Below are 24158 nucleotides of genomic sequence, written 5' to 3' on the forward strand. Positions count from 1 at the left end.
CTTTCTTTTGCTTTACTGTGGCAAATGATAAAACTGCTCGTACAAATCAAGTTGGTGTGCGTCATGAGAACTTGTTGCAAACGTCACGCACCCACGCGCAATTTGATCGTTCAGCAGATCCCTATCCTGCAAAACATCACGTACATGATGGGCAACTCCTGCGGCGCCATCAAAACACACGGGATTTCCCAAGATTGATACAATGTGATCTTTTACAAAAGGATAATGCGTACACCCCAAAACTACCGCATCAACATTGCCGATATAGGGTGCCAATATAGTTCGCAACTCGTTATCTAAATCGGGCGCATCAAGGTTTCCCTGTTCAATTCTATGCGCCAAACCATCGCACGCCAAAGCGGAAATCTTTACGTAAACACTGTTACATGCACACATACGATCACGAAGTTGATGGAATTTTTCCATGCGCAGCGTCACAGGCGTTGCCAACACCAAAATATGTTTATAGGCATGCGCATCACAGGCCTGTTTAAGAGCAGGCTCTATACCAATCAGCGGAAGTTGAGGATAGATTGTACGTAGTTTATGCACAGCAACGGCAGTTGCCGTATTACATGCAATTACTACGGCCTTTGCTCCTTTGGAAACCATGTTGTCTACAATGGTTTTTGACAAATCAAAAATATCGTCAGCACTGCGCGCGCCATAAGGATTATGAGCAGTATCTCCAAAATAAAAGAAATCCTCGTGGGGAAGCTGGCTCACTAGCTTCTTAAGAACACTGATTCCGCCTAATCCAGAATCAAAAACGCCTATAAAACCCTGACGATTGTTCATACTTTCACCTTATATCCCTTACGCACGTCGAACGTATATAAATTATTGCACAAGTATAAGATGTAATAAGCTGCAATTAAAGAGTTTACATGCTTATTACGATTACCATCTTGAGTATTACGGTTGTCATCTCGTATACATAAAGGTTGCCCGCCTTAAAGAGCACGGCTCCCGCAACAGCTCATTATCGCTAGTTTTCGCGACAAAATTGTAGCGCCCAACCAACGCAGGTGCACTATACTGTACGCAATAGGCTATTCGTTTTGAAAGCAGGATTTATGTCAAGTGGTTCTTATAAAGCAAAGCAACTTATTATCATGCGCAAAGATCTCCATATGCGAAAAGGAAAAATCGCAGCTCAAGCTAGTCATGCAAGCGTAGAAGCCGTGCTTATGGCTTTGGCTCATAATGGACGGCAAGCAGATATAACATTGAATGACGAACACACGTATGCTTATCTTGCACCGCGCGCGCAAGCAGCCTATTCAGATGATATAACGCCTCTTGACGCATGGTTTGAGGCAGGCGTCGCAAAAATTTGTGTATACGTTTCTTCGGAATATGAGTTGCTACGCATTGTTGACAAAGGAAGACAAAGCGGCTTTTTGGTCGCTTTAATTAAGGATGCTGGACTAACCGAATTTCACGGTGAAGCAACCTACACCTGCTGCGCGTTTGAACCGCTTTTTCCCGAACAAATTGACCCTATAACTGCCGATTTACCACTCTACTAATTCACGCGCCATAATCGCGTGCGAACAGCACAAAACGGCTAAAATTCGGCGTTACCAACCGTACGTGGATGAGGCAAAACATCGCGAATGTTATCAACGCCCGTTAAGTACATTACAAGACGCTCAAAACCTAAACCAAAGCCAGCGTGATGACACGAACCATACTTGCGCAAATCGCAATAGTAAGCATACTGCTTAGGATCCATGCCCAGGTCTTTAATGCGTTGCTCCAAACGATCAAGGCGCTCCTCACGCTGAGATCCGCCGATAATTTCGCCAATACCAGGAACCAAACAATCTGCAGCAGCAACGGTTTTATTGTCGTCATTCATGCGCATATAAAATGCCTTAATTTCTGCAGGATAGTCGGTAACAAATGTTGGCTTTTTAAAATGCTCTTCGGTAAGATAGCGTTCATGCTCGGTTTGCAAGTCAACACCCCACGAAACAGGATAGGTAAAATCATGACCTTGAGCTTGAGCTTTTTGCAAAATAGAAATAGCATCCGTGTAACTTACGCGCGCAAAATCTGAGTGTGCAACATGCTCTAAGCGAGCCTGCAAACCCTTGTCTACAAACTTGTTAAACAACTCCATTTCATACGGGCAAGCGTCCATAACATAGGAAATCACATATTTAAGCATAGCCTCAGCGCAATCCATATACCCTTTAAGATCACAAAACGCCATCTCGGGCTCTACCATCCAAAATTCCGCAGCATGGCGGCGCGTATTAGAGTTTTCTGCTCTAAATGTTGGACCAAACGTGTACACATCGCCAAAACTCATAGCAAAGTTCTCGGCCTCAAGCTGACCCGACACCGTTAAGCTGGTAGGCGCACCAAAGAAATCTTGACTGTAATCAACCGCACCATCTTTCATAGGGACATGAGCTAAATCAAATGTAGTGACTTTGAACATCTCGCCTGCACCCTCGGCATCAGACGAGGTAATAATAGGCGTATGAACATAAACAAAGCCGCGTTCTTGGAAAAACTTATGAATTGCAAAAGCTGCGGTAGAGCGAACACGAAATACCGCACGGAATAGATTAGTACGAGCACGTAAATGCTGCTGCGTACGCAAAAACTCACGAGAAGCACGCTTCTTTTGCATGGGGTAATCAGGATCGGAGGTGCCTTCAACCATAATGGTTTTTGCTTGAAGCTCAAAAGGTTGAGGACGCGAGGGAGTAAGTTCAAGCGTTCCCGTTACAATAAGCGCCGCACCCATGTTTTGAGCAGATATTTCGGCATAATTTTGAAGCGTTTCGCGTTGCATAACAACTTGAAGGTCTCTAAAGCAGCTTCCGTCATTTATGGTAACAAAACCAAAATTTTTCATATCACGAACAGAGCGCAGCCATCCGGCAACAACTACTTCGGTCTTATCAAACGAATCCATATCATCATAAATGGCTGCAATTTTGGTTCTATCCATATATGTATCTCCTCGTGCTACAGCGCGCCTACGTAGGTTTTATCGCTTACAATACATGTAATTTTATATCAAAACGACGCTCATTGTTCCCAAAGTAAAAAATCTTTATCTTTACCATGGTTTTTCTCAAAAAACCTCCCGCCACAGCGGAAGGTTTTACATGATTGCGTATGCTTAGATATGCTGCACGCCCTCTTTTGTTACATGGTAGGCGTTTGTTTGAAGTCTTACGCTTTATAAGGTTCAAGAGCTTGCAGAACAAAAGCGTTTGCTTTCTCGCACAACTCATCGGTAGGAGCTTCAGCCAACACACGAATAAGTGGCTCCGTTCCACTTGCACGCACCAACACGCGGCCATTACCCTCTAAAAATTCCTGCGCTTTATGAATAGCTGCTGTTACGTCCTTAGCTTCCATAACCGTCTTCTTATCAGCCACATGAACGTTGATAAGCTGCTGTGGATAACGAACAACAGGGCGCGCGAGCTCGGAGAGCTTTTCGCGCTCGGCATTGAGAACTTCCATTACGCGCAAGCTGGTCATAATTCCATCGCCCGTTTTCTCAAGATCAGAGAAAATCACATGACCCGATTGCTCACCGCCTAGCGAGAAACCGCCCTTCATCATAGCAGCCCATACGTTTTTATCGCCAACGTCAGTTTTTACATAAGAAATGCCAGCGTCATCAAAAGCTTTAAACAGGCCAAAATTACTCATAACGGTGGGCACAATGGTGTTTTTAGCCAATCGACCGTGCTTAGCCAGATACGTACCGCAAATATACAGAATAAGATCACCATCTATAACGTGACCTCGTTCGTCTACAGCTAAGCATCTATCCGCATCACCGTCGTAGGCAAAACCCACATCAAGATGGTTGCGCAAAACAAGATCCTGCAGGCGCTCAATATGGGTAGATCCACAATCAACGTTAATGTTAAAACCACTTGGAGCGTTGTTGATAACATGCGTTTCTGCACCCATTGCGTCGAATACAGGGCGCGCAACACTTGATGCAGCACCATTGGCACAGTCCAAACCAACGCGCCAACCCTGCATTGAGAATCCACACGATGCAATAAGATGCGCAATGTAGCGATTTCTTCCTTGCATATAATCTACCGTGCAACCAATTTTGTCACCTGTTGCCAGCGGGACATCGCTCGCACCGTCAATATAGGCTTCAACCTGCAACAAGACATCTTCGTCCATCTTATAACCCTCGGAATTTACCAGCTTAATGCCGTTATCATCAAAGGGATTATGAGATGCTGTAATCATAATTCCGCAGTCAAAGCCGCCATCAAGCACCTCATAAGAAAGTCCTGGCGTTGGAATAACATGCAAAATATACGTATCTGCACCTGAAGCAACAAGACCCGAGACAAGCGCACTTTCAAACATGTAGCTTGAGCGTCGCGTATCTTTTCCTAATAAAATGCGAGCTTTTTTACCTTCGCGCAAGCCGTAATACCAGCCAATAAATCTACCTATTTTAAAAGCATGATCAACACGTAAGCCTTCGTTAGCTTTACCTCTAAAACCATCTGTTCCAAAGTACTTCATTCGTAGTACCCCTTCTATATTGCAGTGCAAGAATTCAACGTTATGTCTACATAAGCGGCTCATACATAAAAGCTTATACAGACACAAAAGTTGTTACTTATTATAAACCGATTGACGCATTATTGCGAAAAGCGCACACATCACAGATGTTTTATATGCGCACACGCCAACACAAAGAGTTATTACAAAAAAAGAACTTGCCTGCATACCAGACAAGTTCTGTAATACACATATGTGTATAAAATTAACGCTTTGAGAATTGCGGGCGTTTACGAGCCTTCTTTAGACCGTATTTCTTACGCTCAACAGCACGTGAGTCACGAGTAAGCAAACCTGCTTTTTTAAGATCTGCACGATACTCGCCAGCCTCAAGAAGTGCACGAGCAATACCCAAACGAAGCGCACCAGACTGACCATTAATGCCGCCGCCATCGCATAAAGCAACAACATCAAAGCGATTAACAGTATCGGTTACGCGAAATGGTGCAAGAGCATTGTCAAGCAATTGGTGGCGACCAAAATACAAACCAGCATCGCGACCATTTACCAAGATTTTACCAGTTCCAGGAATTAAACGAACACGGGCAGTAGCCTCTTTACGGCGGCCAGTGCCGGTGTATACAGCGCTTGTATCAGCCATGTGCTATGCCTCCAAATCAATCTTTTGTGGGTTCTGTGCAGTATGAGGATGCTCGGCACCTGCATACACCTTAAGCTTGGTAGCTTGTTTGCGTCCAAGGGTACCCTTTGGAAGCATGCCTTTAACAGCGTGTTCAATAACGCGTTCAGGATGTTTTTCCATAGCCTCTGCAAAAGACTCAAACTTAATGCCGCCAAGGAATCCAGAGTGACGCCAATAAGTTTTCTCTGCTGCTTTATTGCCAGTCAGCTGAACTTTAGCAGCGTTAATGATAACAACAAAGTCTCCAGTATCAGCATTAGGTGTGTACTGAGGCTTATTTTTGCCACGAAGAATCATCGCAGCTTTGGTCGCAAGACGACCGAGTGTTGCGCCATCTGCATCGATGAGCACCCATTTGCGCTCTACTTCGCCTGCTTTGGCGTAATGAGTCGATTTAGTCACTTGACTCCTCCAGTTATTACGATAAACCGCTTATCCTTTTGAGATTACGGGGCTCAGTGGTAAGCCTTAAAAGTATACGTCATTTTTATTTGTTTATGTTGGCTGAACCTTCGCATTACTAAGCCGTTCAAATTTTATACACAAAAACCTCACGCAACTGCGGTGCATACATATGCGCGGCTCGTAATGCCTATCTCTTATAAGCGCCAATCGATTGGCTCGACGCCTTGAGAAGTCAAAAAAGCATTCGCCTTTGAAAACGGCCTTGAGCCCATAAAAGCTGGACAGGCGGCAGTACCTTTGTACGCAGAAAGCGGACTGGGATGTGTAGACCTTAGAACACATACGTGTTGAGGCTGTATTGCGCGCATGGCGTCTTGTGTAATGCGATACGCAAAACTTCCCCAGCACATAAGTACTTTGGGTTGCCCAAAACGCAATGCAACGCGCAAAATTTCCTGAGTTACCATATCCCAGCCCAATTTTTGGTGACTATTTGCCTTATGCGCCTCAACGCTCAGTGTAGCGTTAAGAAGAAGCACGCCTGCGCGCGCCCATGGTGTTAAATCACCTGTTGTTGGAATATCTATTCCCAAATCATCGTGCATTTCAATAAATATATTGCGAAGCGAAGGTGGAATTTTGGTGGGAGCGTCTACCGAAAATGCAAGCCCATTAGCTTGATGTGGCTCATGGTAGGGATCTTGTCCAATGATAATTGCCTTCACCTTATCGGGGGGCGTGAGCTTAAGAGCGTTATATATCTTGTCGCGCGGAGGATACACCGTTTTGTGCTCTTGTTCGACAAGCGTTGTAATAAGTTGATTCATTGTATGCACTTGTTCGCGTGACTCACGAGACATATAAGGAAACCATTTTTTTGAATTCTGCAAAGAGTCAGTTGGTGCATTTTCAAACTGTACAGGCATGTTGCGCTCACCTTATAACACAAAATTGTATACGTATTGATATGTAACAGATACACTATGAGATATACCTAAATGATACCAATTTTTTATGCTTGGTACAAAACCTGCTTTTTATTACGTGCCTACATTAGGCCACGTATAAATTATAACTTCATATGCCCGTGAGTGGTGCTATCGCATTCCTATATTTTTTTGAATACAAATTGATTGTGTTCAGAGATTTTTTCATATTTTACATCAATATTAGAATAGAAATTGCAGTACAATTGATACATGAATGCATAAACTTTTTCAGCATACTTTATACAATATAGGATTATATGGACGTTATGGTATAAAGAGTATACTATGGTGTGTGATATAGCCAGCTGTACCAGACAGCTCATAAGCTACGCGCACAAGGAGCTACACAGGCACGTGTCTATATGGCAATAATATGTATTTCATCCAACTGGCGGGTGCAGCATTACGGAAAGGCCGTCACATGAAAATACCCAAATATTCATTGGTAAAAGACACCCTAAAGGCCGAAATCACTACTGGTAATTTTTCTGTCGGTCAAAAGTTCTACACCGAAGCTGAGCTTATTCACAAGTTTAATGTTTCATCCATTACGGTTGTACGCGCGCTCAGTGATCTTGTACGAGAAGGTTACCTTGTCCGTCATCAAGGACGGGGGACTTTTATTTCACAAGCACTACAACGCAAGAATGAGAAGCTTGTACACATCATCAATCAAAGTATTGCAAACGAAGTGTCTGCAGTTGTGTATGTGCAACGCAACTCAAATCATAAGATTCTCTCCGAGCTTGATTTAAACGATGATAATTATTGCATCGCAATCGCTCGAACTCATTCAGTTAACGATATGACTTTTGAATATCAAGAAAATTATTTGGTAAAAGAATTGATTGATGAGCACAGCGACAAAAATAAATACACTCAACTTTACGACTACATAAGCGCAAATAAACGCATTTGTTTACGTGATGAGCCTTACGAACAAAGTATCTGCATTGAGGTTCCTGCCGAAAAACATGTAGCAGATATTTTAGGTTTGCACGAAGGCGAAGTATGCGTTAAACAGATAAGAAAAACAAGTTCTTCTATCACCGGAAAGCCTCTTGAGTATTCCTTGAGCTTTATACGCTGCGAGTTCTTCAAAGTTTCTATCACTAATCGATAGTGCAAACTTAGGCATCGCGCCGCGCCAAGTTTTGGCAATATTGGATTATCTGTTGTGTTAAATTTACGAAACATGCAATAATTAAAGTGTAGGCAACAATGCTATATCAAAATGCTATAAAAGAAGCCTTGAAAAAGAAACATATGACCGCAAGCGAGCTAGCAGAAAAGATAGATACTTCGAGAGGCTATGTTTCGCAACTACTTAGTGGAAAAGTTAAAGACCCATCATTTAAGCGAATGCTTGCAATATGCCGCGCAATTGATTTATCTGTTGAGTCACTTGTCAATCTCATTGATGATAGTAAATAACCACATTTAGACCTATAGACCGAGGTGTACACAATGAATACAAGTAATCACGTTCTTACACAGGAAGAAGAGAACACTATTGAGAGAATGCTCGATAAGTCCCAAGAAGCATTCATTATGGCTATTGAGATTTACAACCGCCCATCACTTAAGTATAGGGTCGAAGGGTTTTCATTCTTTATGTGCAATGCATGGGAACTTATGGCTAAAGCTCAGGTTATCAAAACTTGGGGCTACAAAAAGCTAAGCTATATCAATAAAAACGGAGAACAGAGAACCATTACTCTTAAAAAAGCACTAGCGTTAACAATTACTAATAAAAAATCACTCATGGTTAAAAACCTAAGCGATGTCATTACCCTAAGAAACACAAGTACTCATTTTATTGTGGAAGAGGATAACCAGATTTATTTAGGCTTATTCCAATCTTGTATAACGAATTACGAACGATATATGAACATGTGGCATGGACGTAGAATTGCGGATATCTTTCCCACTAATTATCTAACTTTATGTATTAACGCCTCAATATATGGTGTAAAAAATATTACTGCTCGATATCCTGACGATGTAGCGCTTGCTTTAATGAGCAGAAAAGAGACCATCAGTAATAACGAAGAACACTATGCAAACAAGGGCTACAGTTGCATAGTACAACAGGAGCTCGTGTTATCAAAGAAAGCTAAAGGTACGTCGAAAAAAGTCGCGTTTGTTCCTTCAGAACAAGCTGACGAGAATGTTACTATAATTAAAAAATATATCGATCCTAAAAATAGCCACCCATACTCCACCACACAATGTGTATCGGAAGTAAATAAGAAGCTAATAAAAAATAACGTAAAGATATACGTAAACGATATGGAAAAAGATAAATTCACTAATAATGATTTCCAGCTTTTCGCCGAGCAATATGGATATAAGGAAAAATCTCAATTTTGCTACAAGCACGTAGTTGGCAATAGTACGACAAGAACGTACTCACAAACCGTAATTGACCAGATTGTAGCAGCCCTAATGAGAAATAATAATTTAATAGAGGAATTAAAAGAGTTAAAAAAGAAGAGGGCAACCCAAGGGGCAAAGGAATTCTAAACTGCCAGCAACAAAGTTGACTGCGTTTACTCCCATTCGGGAACCCAGCACTAATCCTGTCTAGGGGGTTGCCTCTAGCTTTATCTAAAATGATAAATGAAAAAAATAGCGGTGTAAAGAAATTTTCACAGGACAAAAACAATACTCCATAAAAAGACTTTCACTAGTGCACGCACCGAAAACATCATGAGCGCAATTAACAAAAAACAGTCCATACATGCTCCTGCGTTTGTGCAGGTAAACAGGTATGAACTGTATCATTTTTAATGGTGGAGGTGCGGAGAATCGAACTCCGGTCCAACGCAAATTCCTGGCAGGTGTCTCCAAGCTCAGTTGTCAATTACATTTAAAACATGCACCACTTAACAACAGGCGATGTATGTTCGATTCTGTTCAATCTTAAACATAAGCATACAGTCCACGTCTTATGTTGCATCTTCCTAAAATGACGACGCCCTAAAAACGGAAGCAATTTTTAGTTTGTCGGCTGCTTGTATAAATTAAGCAGCAAGAGCAAGCTTGCGCTCACTCTTGAAAGGAATAACATTGTCAATTAAATTTGACCGTACCCCTGATTAACGTGGCGAGGAGACCACGGCTTGCTGCCCACCTCAAACTTACCCTGTCGAATCCAGTCACCCCCAAAATGCATGCACAACACATCATTTAGAGCAATCAAAAAACATGTGTGCCGAGGCGTTGTAAGATCTAAAGGAAAGATACGCGCAATTCATGCGCGTAAAGTACATATCCACCAACTATCAAAGAACACCATCTGTAAAGATATATAGTAAGTATAGCTAAAAATGAACGTTGTACAAACTGCAGAGAAAAATATCATTTAAGCACAGGTAGAAAAACTACATGACACTGTCTATAAACAACAGCTTATAACGCAGCGTTTCCAAGCGTCTCCAAGCATTAGCAGTAAAGCATAGACACACGAGGTTTATACCGCAACCTACGCAAAACGCTCACGCGTGCGGGCTTTTAACACTCTTTGAATCTCACGATCAGAATCGCGCTTTGCAGCGGCGGCGCGCTTATCGTACATTTTCTTTCCTCTACCTACCGCAACTTTAACTTTTACACGATTGCGTTCGTTAAAATAAATTTCAAGCGGAACCAACGACACGCCTTTTGTCTGAACGCGCCGCGCAATCGACATAATTTGCTTTTTGTGCATCAGAAGGCGACGCCTTCTATCAGGGTCAATATTCCAAACGCCCCCATGAGAGTATGGATGAATGTGCAAGCCCACCAAATATAATTCGTTATTTCTTACGATACAAAAACAGTCGGTCAACTGACAGCTACGCTCGCGCAAGCTTTTTACTTCAACACCAGTAAGCTCAATGCCTGCTTCTTCGGCATTGTCTAAATCATAATCATGATAAGCGCTACGATTTTTAGCAATAAGACGAAAAGTTGCCTGCTTACGTACACCCTTATGTGTCTGCTGCTGAACAATCTGCTTCATGCATACATCCTTAATTCTGCTCAGATTCTGCGTTTTGGCGAAGTTCATCGAGAAGTTTATACACCATATCTTCGCCTACCAAATGAACTGCTCTAAGCGTTAGATTAGTAGCCTCATGGTCGTCACCGTGCTTGCGCTGAATTTCAGCCGCGGTAAGCAGGCATAACACAATATCGGCATTGGCTCCATCGGGGAGCTGATTTTGCTCCAAGAGTTCGTGCGCTTGAGCGTCGCTAAGTCTGTCTGCGTCTAAATCAGTATCGGCAACCTCGTGAATGAGTGCACATACTCTACCATCGCGCGCATCAAGCCTTTTAATCACATGCGTAAGCGCAGCAGCTACATCGATATCGCCTTTATCACGGTACAGGGCAACAAAATTGCAAAATGCGCGTGCAAGATGATCAACATAACTTGCACGCTCCAAAACAGAATAGCTAAGAGCTAGGTACTCATCGTGATTGCCCAAAAGACGATACACATCCGCTAAATTAAGGCGTGCAGCGCAATCCAAAGGATTCCAGCGAACGGCTTGCTTAAGTGCCTCACGTGCCAACTCTTTATTATCTTTATGAGCATACGCCAGCGCTAAATCGGCATACATACGCGAGAAAGGTTCAGACACATCATGGATGGTACGTGGGTCATTTTCAAGACGCGCATACGCCAAATGTTCAAACATGTCATTAAAGGAAAACCACTGATCGTGAGCAGAAGCTTCACAATTTGCTGCAATATAGCTTTCTGCATCATCGGCAAGACTATGCAAGAGCTCTAACGCTTGATCGTCTTCCCCTTGGCACAAAAGGCTTTCAGCAACCAATAATTCATCTGCCAAATTGGATTGGTTTATATCGATAAATGACACAGACTCACTCCCATATACGCCTACACCTTAAGATAGCGTCTCATTGCAATAATAGAACCAAACATACCAATTAAAAGACCGATAAGAATTAAAGCACCATATGTTGCAAGCAGCACTTCCAAAGAAAGCTCAAAGGTTAAAAATTGCAAGCTTGATTGCAATTTTGGAATAACAAGTAACAAGCCAGTTTGCAAAACTGCAATGCTTAACAGTGCACCAATAAATGCTTCAAGCATACCTTCTAGCATAAAAGGCCCGCGAATAAAGCCGTTGGACGCACCAACAAGACGCATAATAGCAATCTCACGACGACGAGCAGAAATTGCCAGACGAATGGTGTTATTAATAAAGATAAATGCAATAAAAGCAAGCATAACAATAAGCGCAATTGCACCAATACGTAAATAATTTGTTACGCTAAAAAGACGCTCAACTGTTTCACGCCCGTATTGTACCGACGATGATGGTTTATCGGCGTCATCAGCAACTTTTTTGAATAACGTATCCTCAACCAGTGTTGACGCAATGTCTTCAACGCTTTGTGGATTAGTTAAATTAATAACCAACGAAGCTGGAACGGGATTTTCTCCATCCAAAGCAGCAACTGCATCAGCAGCATTTCTGTTGCTCATGGTTTGCTTATATTCAGCTAAAGCTTCCTCTTTGCTTTTATACGTTACAGTTTTTACACTATCCCAGCCTTCAATTTTCTTTTTAAGCGCATTAACATCGTTTTGATCTGCATTGTCAGACAAAAATGCCTGTATGGTTACTTGATTTTCAACGGTACCAACCATATTTGCCACAAAAGCAGAAGCAATGGTAAACAAACCAATTACAAACAGTGATAAAAATATGGTGATTATAGCGCCAAGGACGGTAGACCAATTGCGTCTAAAATGTCTTCCTACCTCGCGAAATGAATAACCTAAATTAGAGAGCACCATAAAAACCGTAGCCTCCCTTCTCTTGATCGCGAACAACTTGACCTGCTTCAAGCGCTATGACACGCTTGCGCATAGAATCAACCATCTCGCGGTCATGCGTTGCCATAACAACGGTGGTACCTGCGTGATTAATACGGTCAAGTAGTTTCATAATGCCCAGCGAAATGGCCGGGTCAAGATTACCTGTAGGCTCATCGCACACCAAAAGTGGTGGTCTATTTACCATAGCGCGTGCTACAGACACACGTTGTTGCTCACCACCAGAGAGCTGATCGGGATAGTGAGACATTTTTTCACCCAAGCCAACAAGACGTAAAACCTCGGGGACTTGTGCTCGAATAATAGACTTTGGCTTTCCGATGCACTCAAGCGCGAATGCAACGTTTTCGTAAACTGTTTTATCTGGTAAAAGCTTAAAGTCTTGATAGACCGTACCAATTTGGCGGCGTAAATAGGGAACTTTCCAGTTGCGCATAACCGTTAAATCGTGACCCGCAACAATAACTTTACCCTTGGTTGCGCGAAGCTCACGCGTTAAAAGCTTTAAAAACGTTGACTTTCCCGAACCTGAATGCCCTACCACAAATGCAAACTCTCCTGGGTAAATATCGAGCGTGACATGGCTCAATGCCGGTTTATCTTTTTGCGCAGGGTAAATAAGTGTCACATCTCTTAGTGCAATTGTTGGTTTTCCAGCTTTTGCAACTGCAGGCTCAGCAGAAGAAAGAGGCGCAAAAACCTGCGTAAATCCGTTTTGCGGATTTTCAGCTTGGGCATGCGCTTGAGCATTTCCATCTAAACTCTGCTGCACACTTTGATGAGACATAGGGCTATTTTGTACCTGTGTCTTTTGAGCTGTCTGCATGTTAAGGTTCTCATGCTGCGTTTGTTCTTCTTGTATGACGGGCAGTGGTTGACTTTGTTGAAGCTGCTCGGGCGAAGCATTGGTCATTTGATTGCTGTACTGGTTTTGATCAACCCGTACATCAGTTTCGCCGCTTTGTTCACTGCCACGAAAGTGGTTTGCCACAGAAGCTCCTTAATCTAGTAAATTTATAGATACCTGTGTTTATTCTAACAAAATTATGAAATATATTCCAACAGTGCTCCCTGTTGCTCGAACAAAAAAGCGCGCAAGATCGGGACAAAATCTTGCGCGCTACGAGGAACTTTAATGGATAGGCGTATAAATGAACAAAACATGCATACGCTGCGATACTTAAATCTGGCTTATTTGTACAAAAACGTCTTATGCATTCTTCACTTTTTCCCAGTCATGAGCAAAGCTGGCAAGACCTTGGTCGGTAAGAGGATGATGTACACACTTCTTAAGCGCTGCAAATGGAATCGTAGCAATATCCGCACCTAAAAGCGCTGCTTGAGCAACGTGATACGGCGTACGAACAGAAGCGGTAATAATTTCGGGGCCGCCTTCTTCTTCCCAGTAACCGTATGAATAATTTTTAACCGCATCAACAACATTAGCAAGCTGGTCAATTCCATCTTCGGCAATGTCATCGAAACGGCCAACAAACGGAGAAATATAACGTGCGCCTGCACGAGCTGCAAGAAGTGCTTGCGTGACGCTAAAAATAAGAGTCATGTTTACACGAATACCGCATGCTGCAAGTTCATGAGTTGCAGGCAAAGAAGCCTCGCAAATGGGCAACTTAACGCAGATATTAGGAGCAAGCGCACTTAAACGTTTACCGTCGGCAATCATTTCTTCGGTAGTAGTTGCACACGACTCAGCCGATACTGGCACATCTTTTCCTACGATCTCACAGATTTTTTTCATGTGATCTTCAAAGTCAGCTAGTTTTCCTCCAGTTTTTGCATACAAACTTGGATTCGTGGTAACGCCAGACAATACACCCCACTGAGCAGCTTCGCGAATTTCGTCTAAATTAGCGGTATCGATAAAGAATTTCATACGTTGCTCCTTCTGTCAGCTTGTGCAATCTTTGTGCACCTAAGAGTTATTGTACAAAAGTCGCACCGTGCAAACGCGCAACTTGTGCTCGTTTTCGCTCGATGGTATCTTTATTAGGTTAAACGTTTTATCATTTGTAAAAAATAAATGTGTGTACACAAAACCAACAAACGATTACAACAAGTTATACAAATAGCACGTGATCTTTTAGAGCGTATAAGTAACTCAATAACCAAAAATTTATACACTACAGCCATATCAGAGATAAGCGGCTTTACGAAGACGAAATTTGACCAAAACCTTCGCCAAAAGCTTCATGTACCTCTGAAACAATCACAATGGCTTCGGCGTCAATTTCTGCGACAATTTGTTTGAGGCGCAAACTTTCCGCACGTGAAAGCACGCACATAAGCATAGGTTTATTATTGCCACTCCAAACACCGCGTGCCTGTAGCTCGGTACAGCCTCTACCCAAGGTGTATAAAATTTCGTTGGCAATCTGAGCATGTCGATCAGAGATAATATATGCCACGCGCGAAGTATTAGGACCGTCTACCACGGCATCGATAACCTTACCCGTAATATACATTGCAATTGTTGCATAGAGCGCATTGCGTACAGAAAAAACGGGTACTGACGCCAATACAATAGCGCCGTCTACAATAATGGTAAGCGTACCCAGCGCAATACCGGTGTGTTTTGCCAACAACTGACAAATTATATCCGTACCACCCGTATTGCCGCCCGATCTAAATACAATGCCGATTCCCACGCCTACAATTACGCCGCCCCAAATGGACGCAAGCAGTAATTCGTCAGCAGCAAGATGCGGGACAAGCGGCGCAAACAGGTCGGTAAAAAAACCGGATACTAGGATACCAAAAATACTTCGGGCAACATATGTCCAATCGTGAGTAGTAACAACCACAAACACCAGTAATGCCACGTTCATCAAAATTGTTTGTAAACCAACAGGAGCTATAATTCCAAGCTCCGCTGCAACGGCAGAAAGAATAGTTGCTAAACCCGTGAGACCACCTGCAGCCAAACCGTTTGGAATTTCAAAGATATCAACACCAAGCGCATAAATAGCGGAGCCTAAAATAACTAAAAAACTCTCTGTTAACACACGGCGCCACGAAATATCAGAAAGCATGTTATCCCCTCCGCTCACTTGCCCATCTATGATAGGCAATAATAAATTGGTCTAAATCCCCCTCTTGTAGGACCGCATCAACGTTTCCCGTTTCAACTTGGGTACGCGTGTCTTTTACCAATTGAAAAGGATACAAAATATAATTTCTAATCTGATTACCCCAAGAGATATCATGTTTAGGACCACGCAGATCGTCAAGTTCTTCCTCACGGCGTTGTTTTTCGAGCTCATACAACTTACTACGTAGAATTTGCATAGCCGCGGCCTTATTTTGTAACTGGCTTCGTTCATTTTGGCATGTTACTACTATTCCAGTTGGGATATGGGTGATCCTCACCGCAGAATCTGTGGTATTAACACCTTGACCACCAGGACCAGATGCATGATATACATCAATTCTTATATCTTGAGTATCAATCTGCACTTCAATAGTCTGAGGAAGCACAGGTAAAACTTCAACACCCGCAAAGGTAGTTTGCCGACGCTTTTTTGCATCGGTAGGAGAAATACGCACAAGGCGGTGCACCCCTTGCTCGGCACGCAGCATACCATAGGCGTTCTTACCCGTTACGGTAAACGTTGCGCGATCAATACCGATAACCTCACCTACCGGTGCATCGTTAATATCAACGGTCCATGATTTGCGCTCGCAATAGTGAAGGTACATCTTAAAGAGCATGTCGCACCAATCCTGCGCCTCAAGACCGCCTTGACCTGGCGTTATTGTAACAATGGCCGCACCTGTATCAAATTCGTCATTAAACCAGGTATTAAGCTCTAAGTTATCAAGGACATTAGTGAGTTTGTTTGCAAGTCGTTTTGCTTCAATAAGCATTTCGTCGTCTTGCGAGGATGTATCTGCAAGCTCAAAAGCCGCCTGCGCATCAAGTAAGAGCTTATGAGCGCTGTCATACTGATTAAGCTTTTCTTTAAGCGCGCCAAGCTGCGCCATAACTTCAGTGGCATGCGCGGCGTCATTCCAAAACGTGGTCTCGCCTGCTTGTACCGTAAGTTTATCTACGTGCGAGCGAAGTTCATTTATATGCAGATACATACCAACTTGTTCACAGCGTTGTTCAAGTTCGTGTAATTGAGACGCAGTAAAATTCTCAGCATATACGTCGTTCATTACCTGTTCCTGCCGTGACAATTCTTAAACTTAAGGCCACTACCACAAGGGCATTCTTCGTTTCGTCCAACATGCGCATAAGGATCCTGGTCGCTTTTTCGATACGGAGCAGGTTTCCCATCAGCATGTGGGCTTTCTAAATCTCTAAAATGCTTAGGACCGTGGTCACCATCTACATCTTGAGGTCCAGAGTAACGTGCAGCTTCAAGATTGGTATTTTCGCGAGGGGCAGGAGAAGCCATAAGCTCAATGTGCAAAATAGTACGCAAAAAGTCCTCGTACATAGTATTAACCAACTCGGTAAACGCTGCAAACGCCTCTGTCTTATATTCAACAAGCGGATCTCTTTGTCCAAAACCACGCAGCCCAATACCTGTCTTTAAATAATCCATTTCCTGCAGATATGCCATCCATCGCGTATCGATAACGCGAAGCATAACCTGCGCTGAAAGCTCTTTCATAATGTCATCGGAAAGCCGCTCAGATTTTTCGCGATAGCAATCCTCAACAAAGTCATAGACAAAATCGACTAGTTCATCATAGGATCCAGAATCTGGCAAATTAGGGACTTCTTCATTACCAGTAAGATCAATCATCCACTTTTTAAGACCTTCCAAATCCCAATCATCGGGGTCAAGATCTTGAGAACAAAAATGCGTAGTAAAACGTTCAACAGTATCCTGCGTTACTTCATGAATGTGCGCAACTAAATCTTTTCCATCCAAAATTTTATTGCGCTCTTCATAAATTACTTGACGTTGTGTGTTCATAACATCATCGTAATCAAGAACATTCTTACGCATAGCAAAGTTAATCTCTTCAACCTTGCGCTGGGCACCTTCTACTGCTTTGGTAACCAATTTTGCTTTAATGGGCATGTCATCAGGCATTTGATATTTTTCCATAAGCCCAGCAATACGATCCATACGATCACCGCCAAAAAGACGCATAAGATCGTCATCAAGCGAAAGATAAAATTGCGTTACACCAGGGTCGCCTTGACGACCAGAACGTCCACGGAGCTGATTGTCAATACGCCTGCTTTCATGGCGTTCTGTTCCAATCACGCACAATCCACCCGCAGCTAAAACTTCTTTCTTTTCTCGTTCACACACACTCTTAGCGCGAATTTTAAATTCGTTAAATATAGGCTCATCTACCTCATCGGGATTGAGTCCTTGCTCACGCATGAATTCACGCGCAAGCTCATCGGGATTTCCACCCAAAAGAATATCAGTACCACGACCTGCCATATTTGTTGCAATAGTAACGGCGCCCTCACGACCAGCTTGAGCAACAATTTGCGCTTCACGCTCATGGAATTTTGCATTTAACACTTCGTGCTTAATGCCACGTTTATCCAATATCCGAGAGAGTCTCTCAGAGCTCTCAATAGAAACAGTACCAACCAAACACGGCTGTCCTGTGGCATGACGTTTAATAACGTCTTGTGCAACTGCGTTAAATTTTGCATCCACCGTTCTGTACACAAGGTCATCAAGATCACGACGCTGAACAGGACGATTAGGTGGAATAGCCTGTACTGGAAGATGATAAATTTCTCTAAACTCAGCATCCTCGGTCATGGCAGTTCCCGTCATACCAGACAATTTGTCATATAAGCGGAAATAGTTTTGAAGGGTAATGGTTGCAAGCGTTTGATTTTCTTCACGCACATACACGCCTTCTTTTGCCTCAATAGCTTGATGAAGGCCTTCTGAATAACGGCGCCCTTCCATGATACGACCCGTAAATTCATCAACAATTTTTACTTCACCATCTGCAACAACATATTGCTGATCACGATGGAACATATACTGAGCTTTGAGTGCTTGTTGTAAATGATTAACAAGCTGTCCACTCATATCGGCATAGATGTTGTCTATACCCAAGCGCGTTTCAATTTTTTTCAAACCTATGTCCGTAGCTGCAATGGTATGTTTTGCCTCATCCATATCAAAATCAAGTTCGGGCTTGAGGTCACGAACTGCGCGTGCAAAATCTTTATAGGTAGTTGCCGACTTAGTACCCGCACCTGAAATAATAAGTGGTGTACGTGCCTCATCAATTAAAATTGAGTCAACCTCATCAACAATTGCAAAATAATGACCGCGCTGAACACGCTGTGAAGCCTGCGTAACCATATTGTCACGTAGATAATCAAAACCAAATTCAGAGTTAGTACCATACGTAATGTCTGCGTTATATGATGGCTTCTTATCGGAAAGTTGCATACCATTTTGAAGCAATCCAACATTCATGCCCATAAAATTATAAATTTGTCCCATTTGCTGGCTATCGCGGCGAGCAAGGTAGTCATTAACCGTAACGATATGCACGCCCTTCTCGGGAATAGCATTAAGATAACCAGCTAACGTTGAAACAAGGGTTTTACCTTCACCCGTTTTCATTTCTGCAATAGTACCATGATGGAGTGCAATACCTCCGATAACCTGAACGTCAAAATGGCGCATGCCCAAAACACGACGCGATGCCTCTCGTACCGCCGCAAAAGCCTCAGGCAGTAGCTCGTCAAGTGTTTCGCCCTGGCTAAAACGCTCTTTGAACTCTTGAGTTTTATGCTGAAGTTGCTCATCACTCAAAGCCTGTATGGCTTCTTCCTGTTCATTTACTAATTGAGCAATTTGTTGAAATTCTTTTAATTGCTTATCAGCCCCTCGAGAAAGAAGGCGTGAAAATAAATTCGGCATGTTAATCCTTTTGTACCATCAAAGAAAGCAAACTTTTACATGTAATCTTTACTATTCTAGCAATTAAATCTCTTTATGCACATCTCGGCAGATACTGCACGTTCTCGTCTTGTAAAACTGCGCGCAATCACCACAAAATGCACGATAACACTTTGTCTTTGATAACCTTATCTATACTTCATACGCATTCTATCGCATGTATAGCACCATATGTGCAATTCTGGCACGATAGCTCATATCTTTTCAGATCTAATTTTCAGAGCTAATTTTGCAACCTATCTTTTTGATTTATTTTGATTGTCATACAATTATTTTGACTATTTGAGTCACAGCTTATTGTGTGGCGCGAAGCAAGACGCGTAAATTGCTGTATCGCGCGAGGTATCTCACGTACACCTACCGCATGTAATTGAGCTTTATACATCGCAAGATAGTGAGGAATCTCGCTCGCTCTATCGTTTGTTTCCAGCAGCTTTAAAAGATAACACACAATATCCTCTCTAAGAGGCATTTGCGAAAAGGCTGACTGCATCACACGTAAAGCAAGCCGTATTCTTCCCTGTCTGCACGCAGCATTACTTACCAATATCGATACGGTGGCAAATAAGTTTTGGATTTCCTCACAACAGCCATAAAACTTACCATTCAAATCGTTGATTATAACGTCAATACCCGATCCAAATAATGTCAGTGCACGACATCCTTTATCTATCACAGCTTCATCGTTAAGTTCTTCATGCACAATACTTTTTGATAAGCGCGCAAATATATCAACATCACAGGTAATTACGGCATCATCTAGAAAAATCATGCCTTCATTCTTATTAACACGTAAGGGATTTTGAGGTAGCTCTTTTGCATGCATGGCTTTACGAGCGGCACTCATGGTTTCATACAGCCTTACCATACCATATTCAAAGTCGCAATCTCCCCAAATAGCAGTGATTAAATTATAACGATTAGAACGATGTTGGGGGCACAGTGACAAATATCCTAAGAGCTGATTAACATGGCGTTTTTGTAACAAACGTGTATCTTGAGCCACACCATCAACATAAACAGAAAAGCGATTAAAACATTGAATAAAGACGCGTTTTCCACATGAGAATAACTGTAGTTCATGCAAAGGCTCTAAGTCCGAATGTAGATTCACCTTGTTGTCTTGTAAATCGCTTGTCAATAAACCCTTGTCCAGCGATATATCCATTTGCTTAAATTGAGGCTGCATAGATACCATTGTTTGTTGGCTATCCCATGAAAAATCAACAAAGCATGTTTTCATGAATTGCAAAAAAGTCTTTTGCCATGCAAGCGGTGTGTTTTGCACAAACACAGATACACAAGTAGGGAAAAGCTTGTACACCAGTGCATAAATCCACGACATATTTCTCGAAGGAATGCTTACTATGGGTTTAAGTATGACAGCGTGCGATGGTATCGACCCTCTATCATCAAACCAATTGCTAGCATACAGTGAATATAAAACAAGGCTTACAAGGTCTTGAAAGAAACCCTCGCAGCAGTTGATGTCTTTTGTTTTAATGGGCTCTTTAGCAAGCAAACATGCACATATATGAATAAAATATGCAACCTGTTGGATGTATGTTGCAGACACTCCAGTAAAGCTTGTTGCTATACTGAATCCTGCTTGAGCGCGCGACAGTGCCTGTCTATAATTTCCTTGTAAAAGATGGTTGATAGCATCTGCTATATAAAAAATAACTTCAAATGTTTTATTATCATGTTCCTGCGCACACCGTATTGCCTCAGCTCCTCGGGAAAACACAGGTTTTAATTTAGACAGCATGGCAATGAGCTCATCACAATAACTTATATAAGTGCATAAAGATGAATCCTTACCAAATGCAAATATACTTTTTTCACCGCTTGAAGATGGAAGAGTGCCCTCAGGAGGAAGACCAAGCATAACATATGCATAATATCTGGTGTGACACTCCAAAACATCAAATATAGTTTGTGGCACACTCACATGTGTTTGTAAGCTTGCTCTATGGAGTGCTTTAAGAAAATTACCCTGCACCAATTGTTTGACCATCTGCATAATGTGATAAACCAAAGGTGCACGAGATTTAGATAAACGCGGCAAGTGTTTATATTCGTCCAAAGAAAAACGACTGTACTCCCTTATATATTCAAGCAAACGAACAACTTCCATATATGCATAGTATTCCTTCGTTTTCTTGGTAACATATGGTATTCTCTTGTGAGCTGTTTGCAGTATTGTTGCATGAGGTACTTGATTAGGATTCGTCAGCGTTGTTTGTGGTAGCACAGTATTTGCAACAGATGAGGTGCGGTGGCTAGATTGCTCTAAGTTTTCAGCTTCTTCTACATCTCGTTTTGCCGTGTGCGCAACTGAGCCTCCCTTTGTATGCGCAACACAGGTGCCCTTTGTATGCGTAACGCAGGCGCCCTTTAACTCGTGAGTCTCATTAACCAAGTTAGATTTATCCATATCCTTTAATAACAAATCTTCTGTCTTTTTTGAAAGCTCTGGAAGAAATTCATTGGTAAGTAAGTTATAAGCCTGCTTTAAAAATTGAAAGCTCCATGTTTTGGCATATGCATATTCGCAAATTTTCAGTAAGAAACGGACGGCATCGGTTTGTCCTGACAAAATAAGACCATAACCTCGCTCAAGCAAAATTCCTATACATTCTTTAAGATATGCATCCTCTAAAAAAGACCCACTTGATATATCGCAGGACGTAGAGATGAGCTCACTTATAAGATTAAGCATGGTTGCACACCGTATATAAGAACCTCTTTGCGCAAGTTTTGAAGCAACTACCCAAATCAGTTCAGGATAATTCTTAAAATATTGAGCTAAGTGTTTGATAACTAACTGCCATAAACGATCATCACATAATCCCGCAACCTCAAAAGAAGATGTGTATAAATTAAATTCAATAAAACCATCCTCTAAAGACGTATATTTTTGAATATCGGTATAATCTATATTAAGTTTTCTGCATATTGATTCAACTTCGGCTAAACGAGACGAACCCAAACTAAAAAGAAGCAATAACATAGGCACGTATGATTGACACGCATTCTGATCCTTGCTCTGACAATGCTTTCCATAATCATTTATATAGAAAAGCATGTAGCTTGTAAGCGCTTTAAGATAAGACGATTTGTACGCATGAATATCGCAATCATGTTCTCTATCGCGCAACAGTGCACAACTAAGCGCTGCAATCCCATGTGTGGCTTGCAAAATCCCATGAGATTTGTTTGACATTTTTGCCGTCAAATCAGACTTATTGACAAGCTGCGCAAGCGGATAAAGCTTTCTATAAAAATGCAAATATTGCGGTCTTGTTGCAATCAGAATACGGTTATCCGTATTAAAAAGCAGAGATGCAACACGAATAAGCTGTTCATGTACCTGATTATCAAAACTATAGACATGGCTAAAAACAACAAAATATCGATGCGCTAAAAGATTCTTCTTGGAAAATTTATTGTATAGACGTATAAAAAAGTTAAAAAGATTTTCCTGCGCACAGGAAGACAGGTCAAAATGTACAGTCTCATAATTATTATGCTCATAATAATGCATAAGTGTATCAACAGAGAAAGTTTTACCGCATCCATGAGCAGCACTGATAAGGAGAATATGTCCGCGGTTGGTGTCATCGGGTACATACTTATCAAGCAAAGAAGTTCTAGAGGGTAGTAAAATTGGATTAGAACTAAAAGCATAGTTATCACATGAGATAATAGAAATCTCAGAATGTTTTAATGTATCCGAATAATAACACATATCAATCATCTCCATTCAGCTATGGAAACCTATTTTTTTGTAAGTTAGGGATTCTATTCAGAAAAACGAAAAGCCATAACTTGAATGAAAATAAAAGTAATCTGCAAGAAAAATGCAAGAGTAAATTGAAAGATTTTTTAGATTTTTGAATATTTTTATGCGTGAGTGTTTCCCATGAAGCCGAAATTTGGAAAACTTGCAACAAACTTGCACGGATTTGAAAAAAGACTTGCACAAAACACGTAAGATTAAAATTTTGAAGTAAATTTTTTGCAAGGAATATAGCAACGCGAAACAAAGCTCAAAGGGAACCAAAAATACAAGCATTGCTCAATAAATGATAAAAATACGAATATTTGTAGTTCGGCAAGTGGTATTGTTTAATCGGTAGACGGTATATATTTTGGTTCGATAAAGACAAAATCAGAGTTTAGAACTGTATAAATCAATGATAAAAATATGGATCGAGCAATACAGGAAATGGAAAAGTTTTAACCATCTCGTATGAGAATCTTTAATAACGTAAAGATTGGAGAAAAATCAGGCTCAAAGGCACTACGTACAAGTTGTGAAGCAAAAAAATCGTACTTATGATTAGAATGCTTCAGCAATTACTTGTAGATTAAATAAACCATAGACTTAAATTTCCCCTTAACACTTAAATTTGATGCGTCACAGTCGTATCGCAGCACGCCTGGAACAGCCTACAAAGATTCTAGAGAGGCACTAAAAAATAATGAGAAGAAAAACATCAACAGACAACTCAACAAGCCGAATTTAGGCTTACAGAGGCTTAGGAAAAATATCCTAGTATGAATATCTAAGATATTACATATCTAACATAAGAGGTTATCCCACAAACACAAACCAGATATCACCGCACATCCAACCAAAGACACGCGATATACAAATGTCCCTCGTTGGTCAGCGACGTCCTGCTCTCCCACGGACTAACTCCGCAGTACCATCGGCGCTAGGGGGCTTAACTTCCGGGTTCGGAATGGGA

At 41.8% G+C, this 24158-nt stretch carries 19 protein-coding genes, 1 rRNA gene and 1 other RNA gene; 4 read left to right on the forward strand and 17 right to left on the reverse strand.

All coding sequences use genetic code 11. The features are described 5' to 3' along the window. Window positions 1-12: 12 nt before the first annotated feature. Window positions 13-798, reverse strand: a complete 786-nt coding sequence (murI, locus tag AC5GD6_RS01595) for a glutamate racemase (RefSeq protein ID WP_491846091.1) — start codon at window positions 796-798, stop codon at window positions 13-15. 278 nt (window positions 799-1076) lie between these two features. Here murI and AC5GD6_RS01600 point away from each other — a divergent pair, with 278 nt between their 5' ends. Further along, the gene (locus tag AC5GD6_RS01600; protein ID WP_464360943.1) at window positions 1077-1532 is read left to right on the forward strand and encodes a peptidyl-tRNA hydrolase; all 456 of its coding nucleotides are present in this window, start codon (window positions 1077-1079) and stop codon (window positions 1530-1532) included. A gap of 38 nt (window positions 1533-1570) precedes the next feature. Here the strand turns inward: AC5GD6_RS01600 and asnS are convergent, their stop codons facing one another. The 5 genes from asnS to AC5GD6_RS01625 form a co-directional block, all read right to left on the reverse strand. Next, window positions 1571-2971, reverse strand: a complete 1401-nt coding sequence (asnS, locus tag AC5GD6_RS01605; RefSeq protein ID WP_491846092.1) for an asparagine--tRNA ligase — start codon at window positions 2969-2971, stop codon at window positions 1571-1573. Between the two features lie 227 nt (window positions 2972-3198). Next, on the reverse strand, window positions 3199-4536 hold the full coding sequence (gene glmM, locus AC5GD6_RS01610) for a phosphoglucosamine mutase (RefSeq protein WP_311438836.1): 1338 nt from the start codon (window positions 4534-4536) through the stop codon (window positions 3199-3201). A gap of 244 nt (window positions 4537-4780) precedes the next feature. Further along, complete coding sequence (gene rpsI / locus AC5GD6_RS01615; RefSeq protein WP_006302157.1) at window positions 4781-5176, reverse strand: 30S ribosomal protein S9; 396 nt, start codon at window positions 5174-5176, stop codon at window positions 4781-4783. 3 nt (window positions 5177-5179) lie between these two features. Continuing rightward, a complete protein-coding gene (rplM, locus tag AC5GD6_RS01620) occupies window positions 5180-5620 on the reverse strand; it encodes a 50S ribosomal protein L13 (RefSeq protein WP_006302158.1) in 441 nt (146 codons plus the stop codon). Window positions 5621-5817: 197 nt separating this feature from the next. Further along, complete coding sequence (locus tag AC5GD6_RS01625) at window positions 5818-6549, reverse strand: uracil-DNA glycosylase (protein WP_464407284.1); 732 nt, start codon at window positions 6547-6549, stop codon at window positions 5818-5820. Between the two features lie 484 nt (window positions 6550-7033). Here AC5GD6_RS01625 and AC5GD6_RS01630 point away from each other — a divergent pair, with 484 nt between their 5' ends. The 3 genes from AC5GD6_RS01630 (at window position 7034) to AC5GD6_RS01640 (ending at window position 9138) form a co-directional block, all read left to right on the forward strand. Beyond that, window positions 7034-7735, forward strand: coding sequence for a GntR family transcriptional regulator (locus tag AC5GD6_RS01630; RefSeq protein WP_491846093.1), 702 nt, complete (start codon window positions 7034-7036; stop codon window positions 7733-7735). Between the two features lie 98 nt (window positions 7736-7833). Continuing rightward, window positions 7834-8046, forward strand: coding sequence for a helix-turn-helix transcriptional regulator (locus AC5GD6_RS01635; protein ID WP_276776155.1), 213 nt, complete (start codon window positions 7834-7836; stop codon window positions 8044-8046). A 33-nt stretch (window positions 8047-8079) separates the two neighbouring features. After that, the gene (locus AC5GD6_RS01640; RefSeq protein ID WP_491846094.1) at window positions 8080-9138 is read left to right on the forward strand and encodes a DUF3644 domain-containing protein; all 1059 of its coding nucleotides are present in this window, start codon (window positions 8080-8082) and stop codon (window positions 9136-9138) included. Between the two features lie 267 nt (window positions 9139-9405). On the opposite strand, the gene ssrA is transcribed toward AC5GD6_RS01640, so the two are convergent. From ssrA to rrf, 11 genes are all read right to left on the reverse strand, one after another. Continuing rightward, window positions 9406-9781, reverse strand: a transfer-messenger RNA (tmRNA) gene (gene ssrA, locus AC5GD6_RS01645). 318 nt (window positions 9782-10099) lie between these two features. Then, window positions 10100-10618, reverse strand: coding sequence for an SsrA-binding protein SmpB (gene smpB / locus AC5GD6_RS01650; protein WP_353585293.1), 519 nt, complete (start codon window positions 10616-10618; stop codon window positions 10100-10102). 10 nt (window positions 10619-10628) lie between these two features. Further along, on the reverse strand, window positions 10629-11486 hold the full coding sequence (locus AC5GD6_RS01655) for a hypothetical protein (RefSeq protein ID WP_491846095.1): 858 nt from the start codon (window positions 11484-11486) through the stop codon (window positions 10629-10631). 20 nt (window positions 11487-11506) lie between these two features. Beyond that, window positions 11507-12433: a permease-like cell division protein FtsX gene (ftsX, locus tag AC5GD6_RS01660; protein ID WP_048597068.1), complete on the reverse strand. Its 927-nt coding sequence runs from the start codon at window positions 12431-12433 to the stop codon at window positions 11507-11509. Next, entirely contained in the window at window positions 12420-13463 is a 1044-nt protein-coding gene (gene ftsE, locus AC5GD6_RS01665) for a cell division ATP-binding protein FtsE (RefSeq protein ID WP_048597069.1), read from the reverse strand. Before ftsE ends, ftsX begins: the two co-directional genes overlap by 14 nt. A 219-nt stretch (window positions 13464-13682) precedes the next feature. Beyond that, window positions 13683-14366 (reverse strand): transaldolase family protein, encoded by a 684-nt coding sequence (locus AC5GD6_RS01670; protein ID WP_464360024.1) that lies wholly within the window; start codon window positions 14364-14366, stop codon window positions 13683-13685. A gap of 274 nt (window positions 14367-14640) precedes the next feature. Beyond that, window positions 14641-15522, reverse strand: a complete 882-nt coding sequence (locus AC5GD6_RS01675; RefSeq protein ID WP_061103049.1) for a YitT family protein — start codon at window positions 15520-15522, stop codon at window positions 14641-14643. Between the two features lies 1 nt (window position 15523). Then, complete coding sequence (prfB, locus tag AC5GD6_RS01680) at window positions 15524-16651, reverse strand: peptide chain release factor 2 (protein WP_491846096.1); 1128 nt, start codon at window positions 16649-16651, stop codon at window positions 15524-15526. Continuing rightward, window positions 16651-19362 (reverse strand): preprotein translocase subunit SecA, encoded by a 2712-nt coding sequence (gene secA / locus AC5GD6_RS01685; RefSeq protein WP_311431289.1) that lies wholly within the window; start codon window positions 19360-19362, stop codon window positions 16651-16653. Before secA ends, prfB begins: the two co-directional genes overlap by 1 nt. Window positions 19363-19624: 262 nt before the next feature. Further along, window positions 19625-23152, reverse strand: a complete 3528-nt coding sequence (locus AC5GD6_RS01690) for a response regulator receiver protein (protein WP_491846097.1) — start codon at window positions 23150-23152, stop codon at window positions 19625-19627. Window positions 23153-24074: 922 nt separating this feature from the next. Further along, window positions 24075-24158: ribosomal RNA gene (gene rrf / locus AC5GD6_RS01695) — 5S ribosomal RNA — on the reverse strand; the annotation flags it as partial.

This window comes from Fannyhessea sp., from assembly GCF_986145555.1.

What these genes read in the sequence shown, in the direction of transcription:
- murI (WP_491846091.1), bottom strand. Translation starts at nt 798, where the DNA reads ATGAACAATCGTCAGGGTTTTATAGGCGTTTTTGATTCTGGATTAGGC.
- AC5GD6_RS01600 (WP_464360943.1), top strand. Translation starts at nt 1,077, where the DNA reads ATGTCAAGTGGTTCTTATAAAGCAAAGCAACTTATTATCATGCGCAAA.
- asnS (WP_491846092.1), bottom strand. Translation starts at nt 2,971, where the DNA reads ATGGATAGAACCAAAATTGCAGCCATTTATGATGATATGGATTCGTTT.
- glmM (WP_311438836.1), bottom strand. Translation starts at nt 4,536, where the DNA reads ATGAAGTACTTTGGAACAGATGGTTTTAGAGGTAAAGCTAACGAAGGC.
- rpsI (WP_006302157.1), bottom strand. Translation starts at nt 5,176, where the DNA reads ATGGCTGATACAAGCGCTGTATACACCGGCACTGGCCGCCGTAAAGAG.
- AC5GD6_RS01625 (WP_464407284.1), bottom strand. Translation starts at nt 6,549, where the DNA reads ATGCCTGTACAGTTTGAAAATGCACCAACTGACTCTTTGCAGAATTCA.
- AC5GD6_RS01630 (WP_491846093.1), top strand. Translation starts at nt 7,034, where the DNA reads ATGAAAATACCCAAATATTCATTGGTAAAAGACACCCTAAAGGCCGAA.
- AC5GD6_RS01635 (WP_276776155.1), top strand. Translation starts at nt 7,834, where the DNA reads ATGCTATATCAAAATGCTATAAAAGAAGCCTTGAAAAAGAAACATATG.
- AC5GD6_RS01640 (WP_491846094.1), top strand. Translation starts at nt 8,080, where the DNA reads ATGAATACAAGTAATCACGTTCTTACACAGGAAGAAGAGAACACTATT.
- smpB (WP_353585293.1), bottom strand. Translation starts at nt 10,618, where the DNA reads ATGAAGCAGATTGTTCAGCAGCAGACACATAAGGGTGTACGTAAGCAG.
- ftsX (WP_048597068.1), bottom strand. Translation starts at nt 12,433, where the DNA reads ATGGTGCTCTCTAATTTAGGTTATTCATTTCGCGAGGTAGGAAGACAT.
- AC5GD6_RS01670 (WP_464360024.1), bottom strand. Translation starts at nt 14,366, where the DNA reads ATGAAATTCTTTATCGATACCGCTAATTTAGACGAAATTCGCGAAGCT.
- AC5GD6_RS01675 (WP_061103049.1), bottom strand. Translation starts at nt 15,522, where the DNA reads ATGCTTTCTGATATTTCGTGGCGCCGTGTGTTAACAGAGAGTTTTTTA.
- prfB (WP_491846096.1), bottom strand. Translation starts at nt 16,651, where the DNA reads ATGAACGACGTATATGCTGAGAATTTTACTGCGTCTCAATTACACGAA.
- secA (WP_311431289.1), bottom strand. Translation starts at nt 19,362, where the DNA reads ATGCCGAATTTATTTTCACGCCTTCTTTCTCGAGGGGCTGATAAGCAA.
- AC5GD6_RS01690 (WP_491846097.1), bottom strand. Translation starts at nt 23,152, where the DNA reads ATGTGTTATTATTCGGATACATTAAAACATTCTGAGATTTCTATTATC.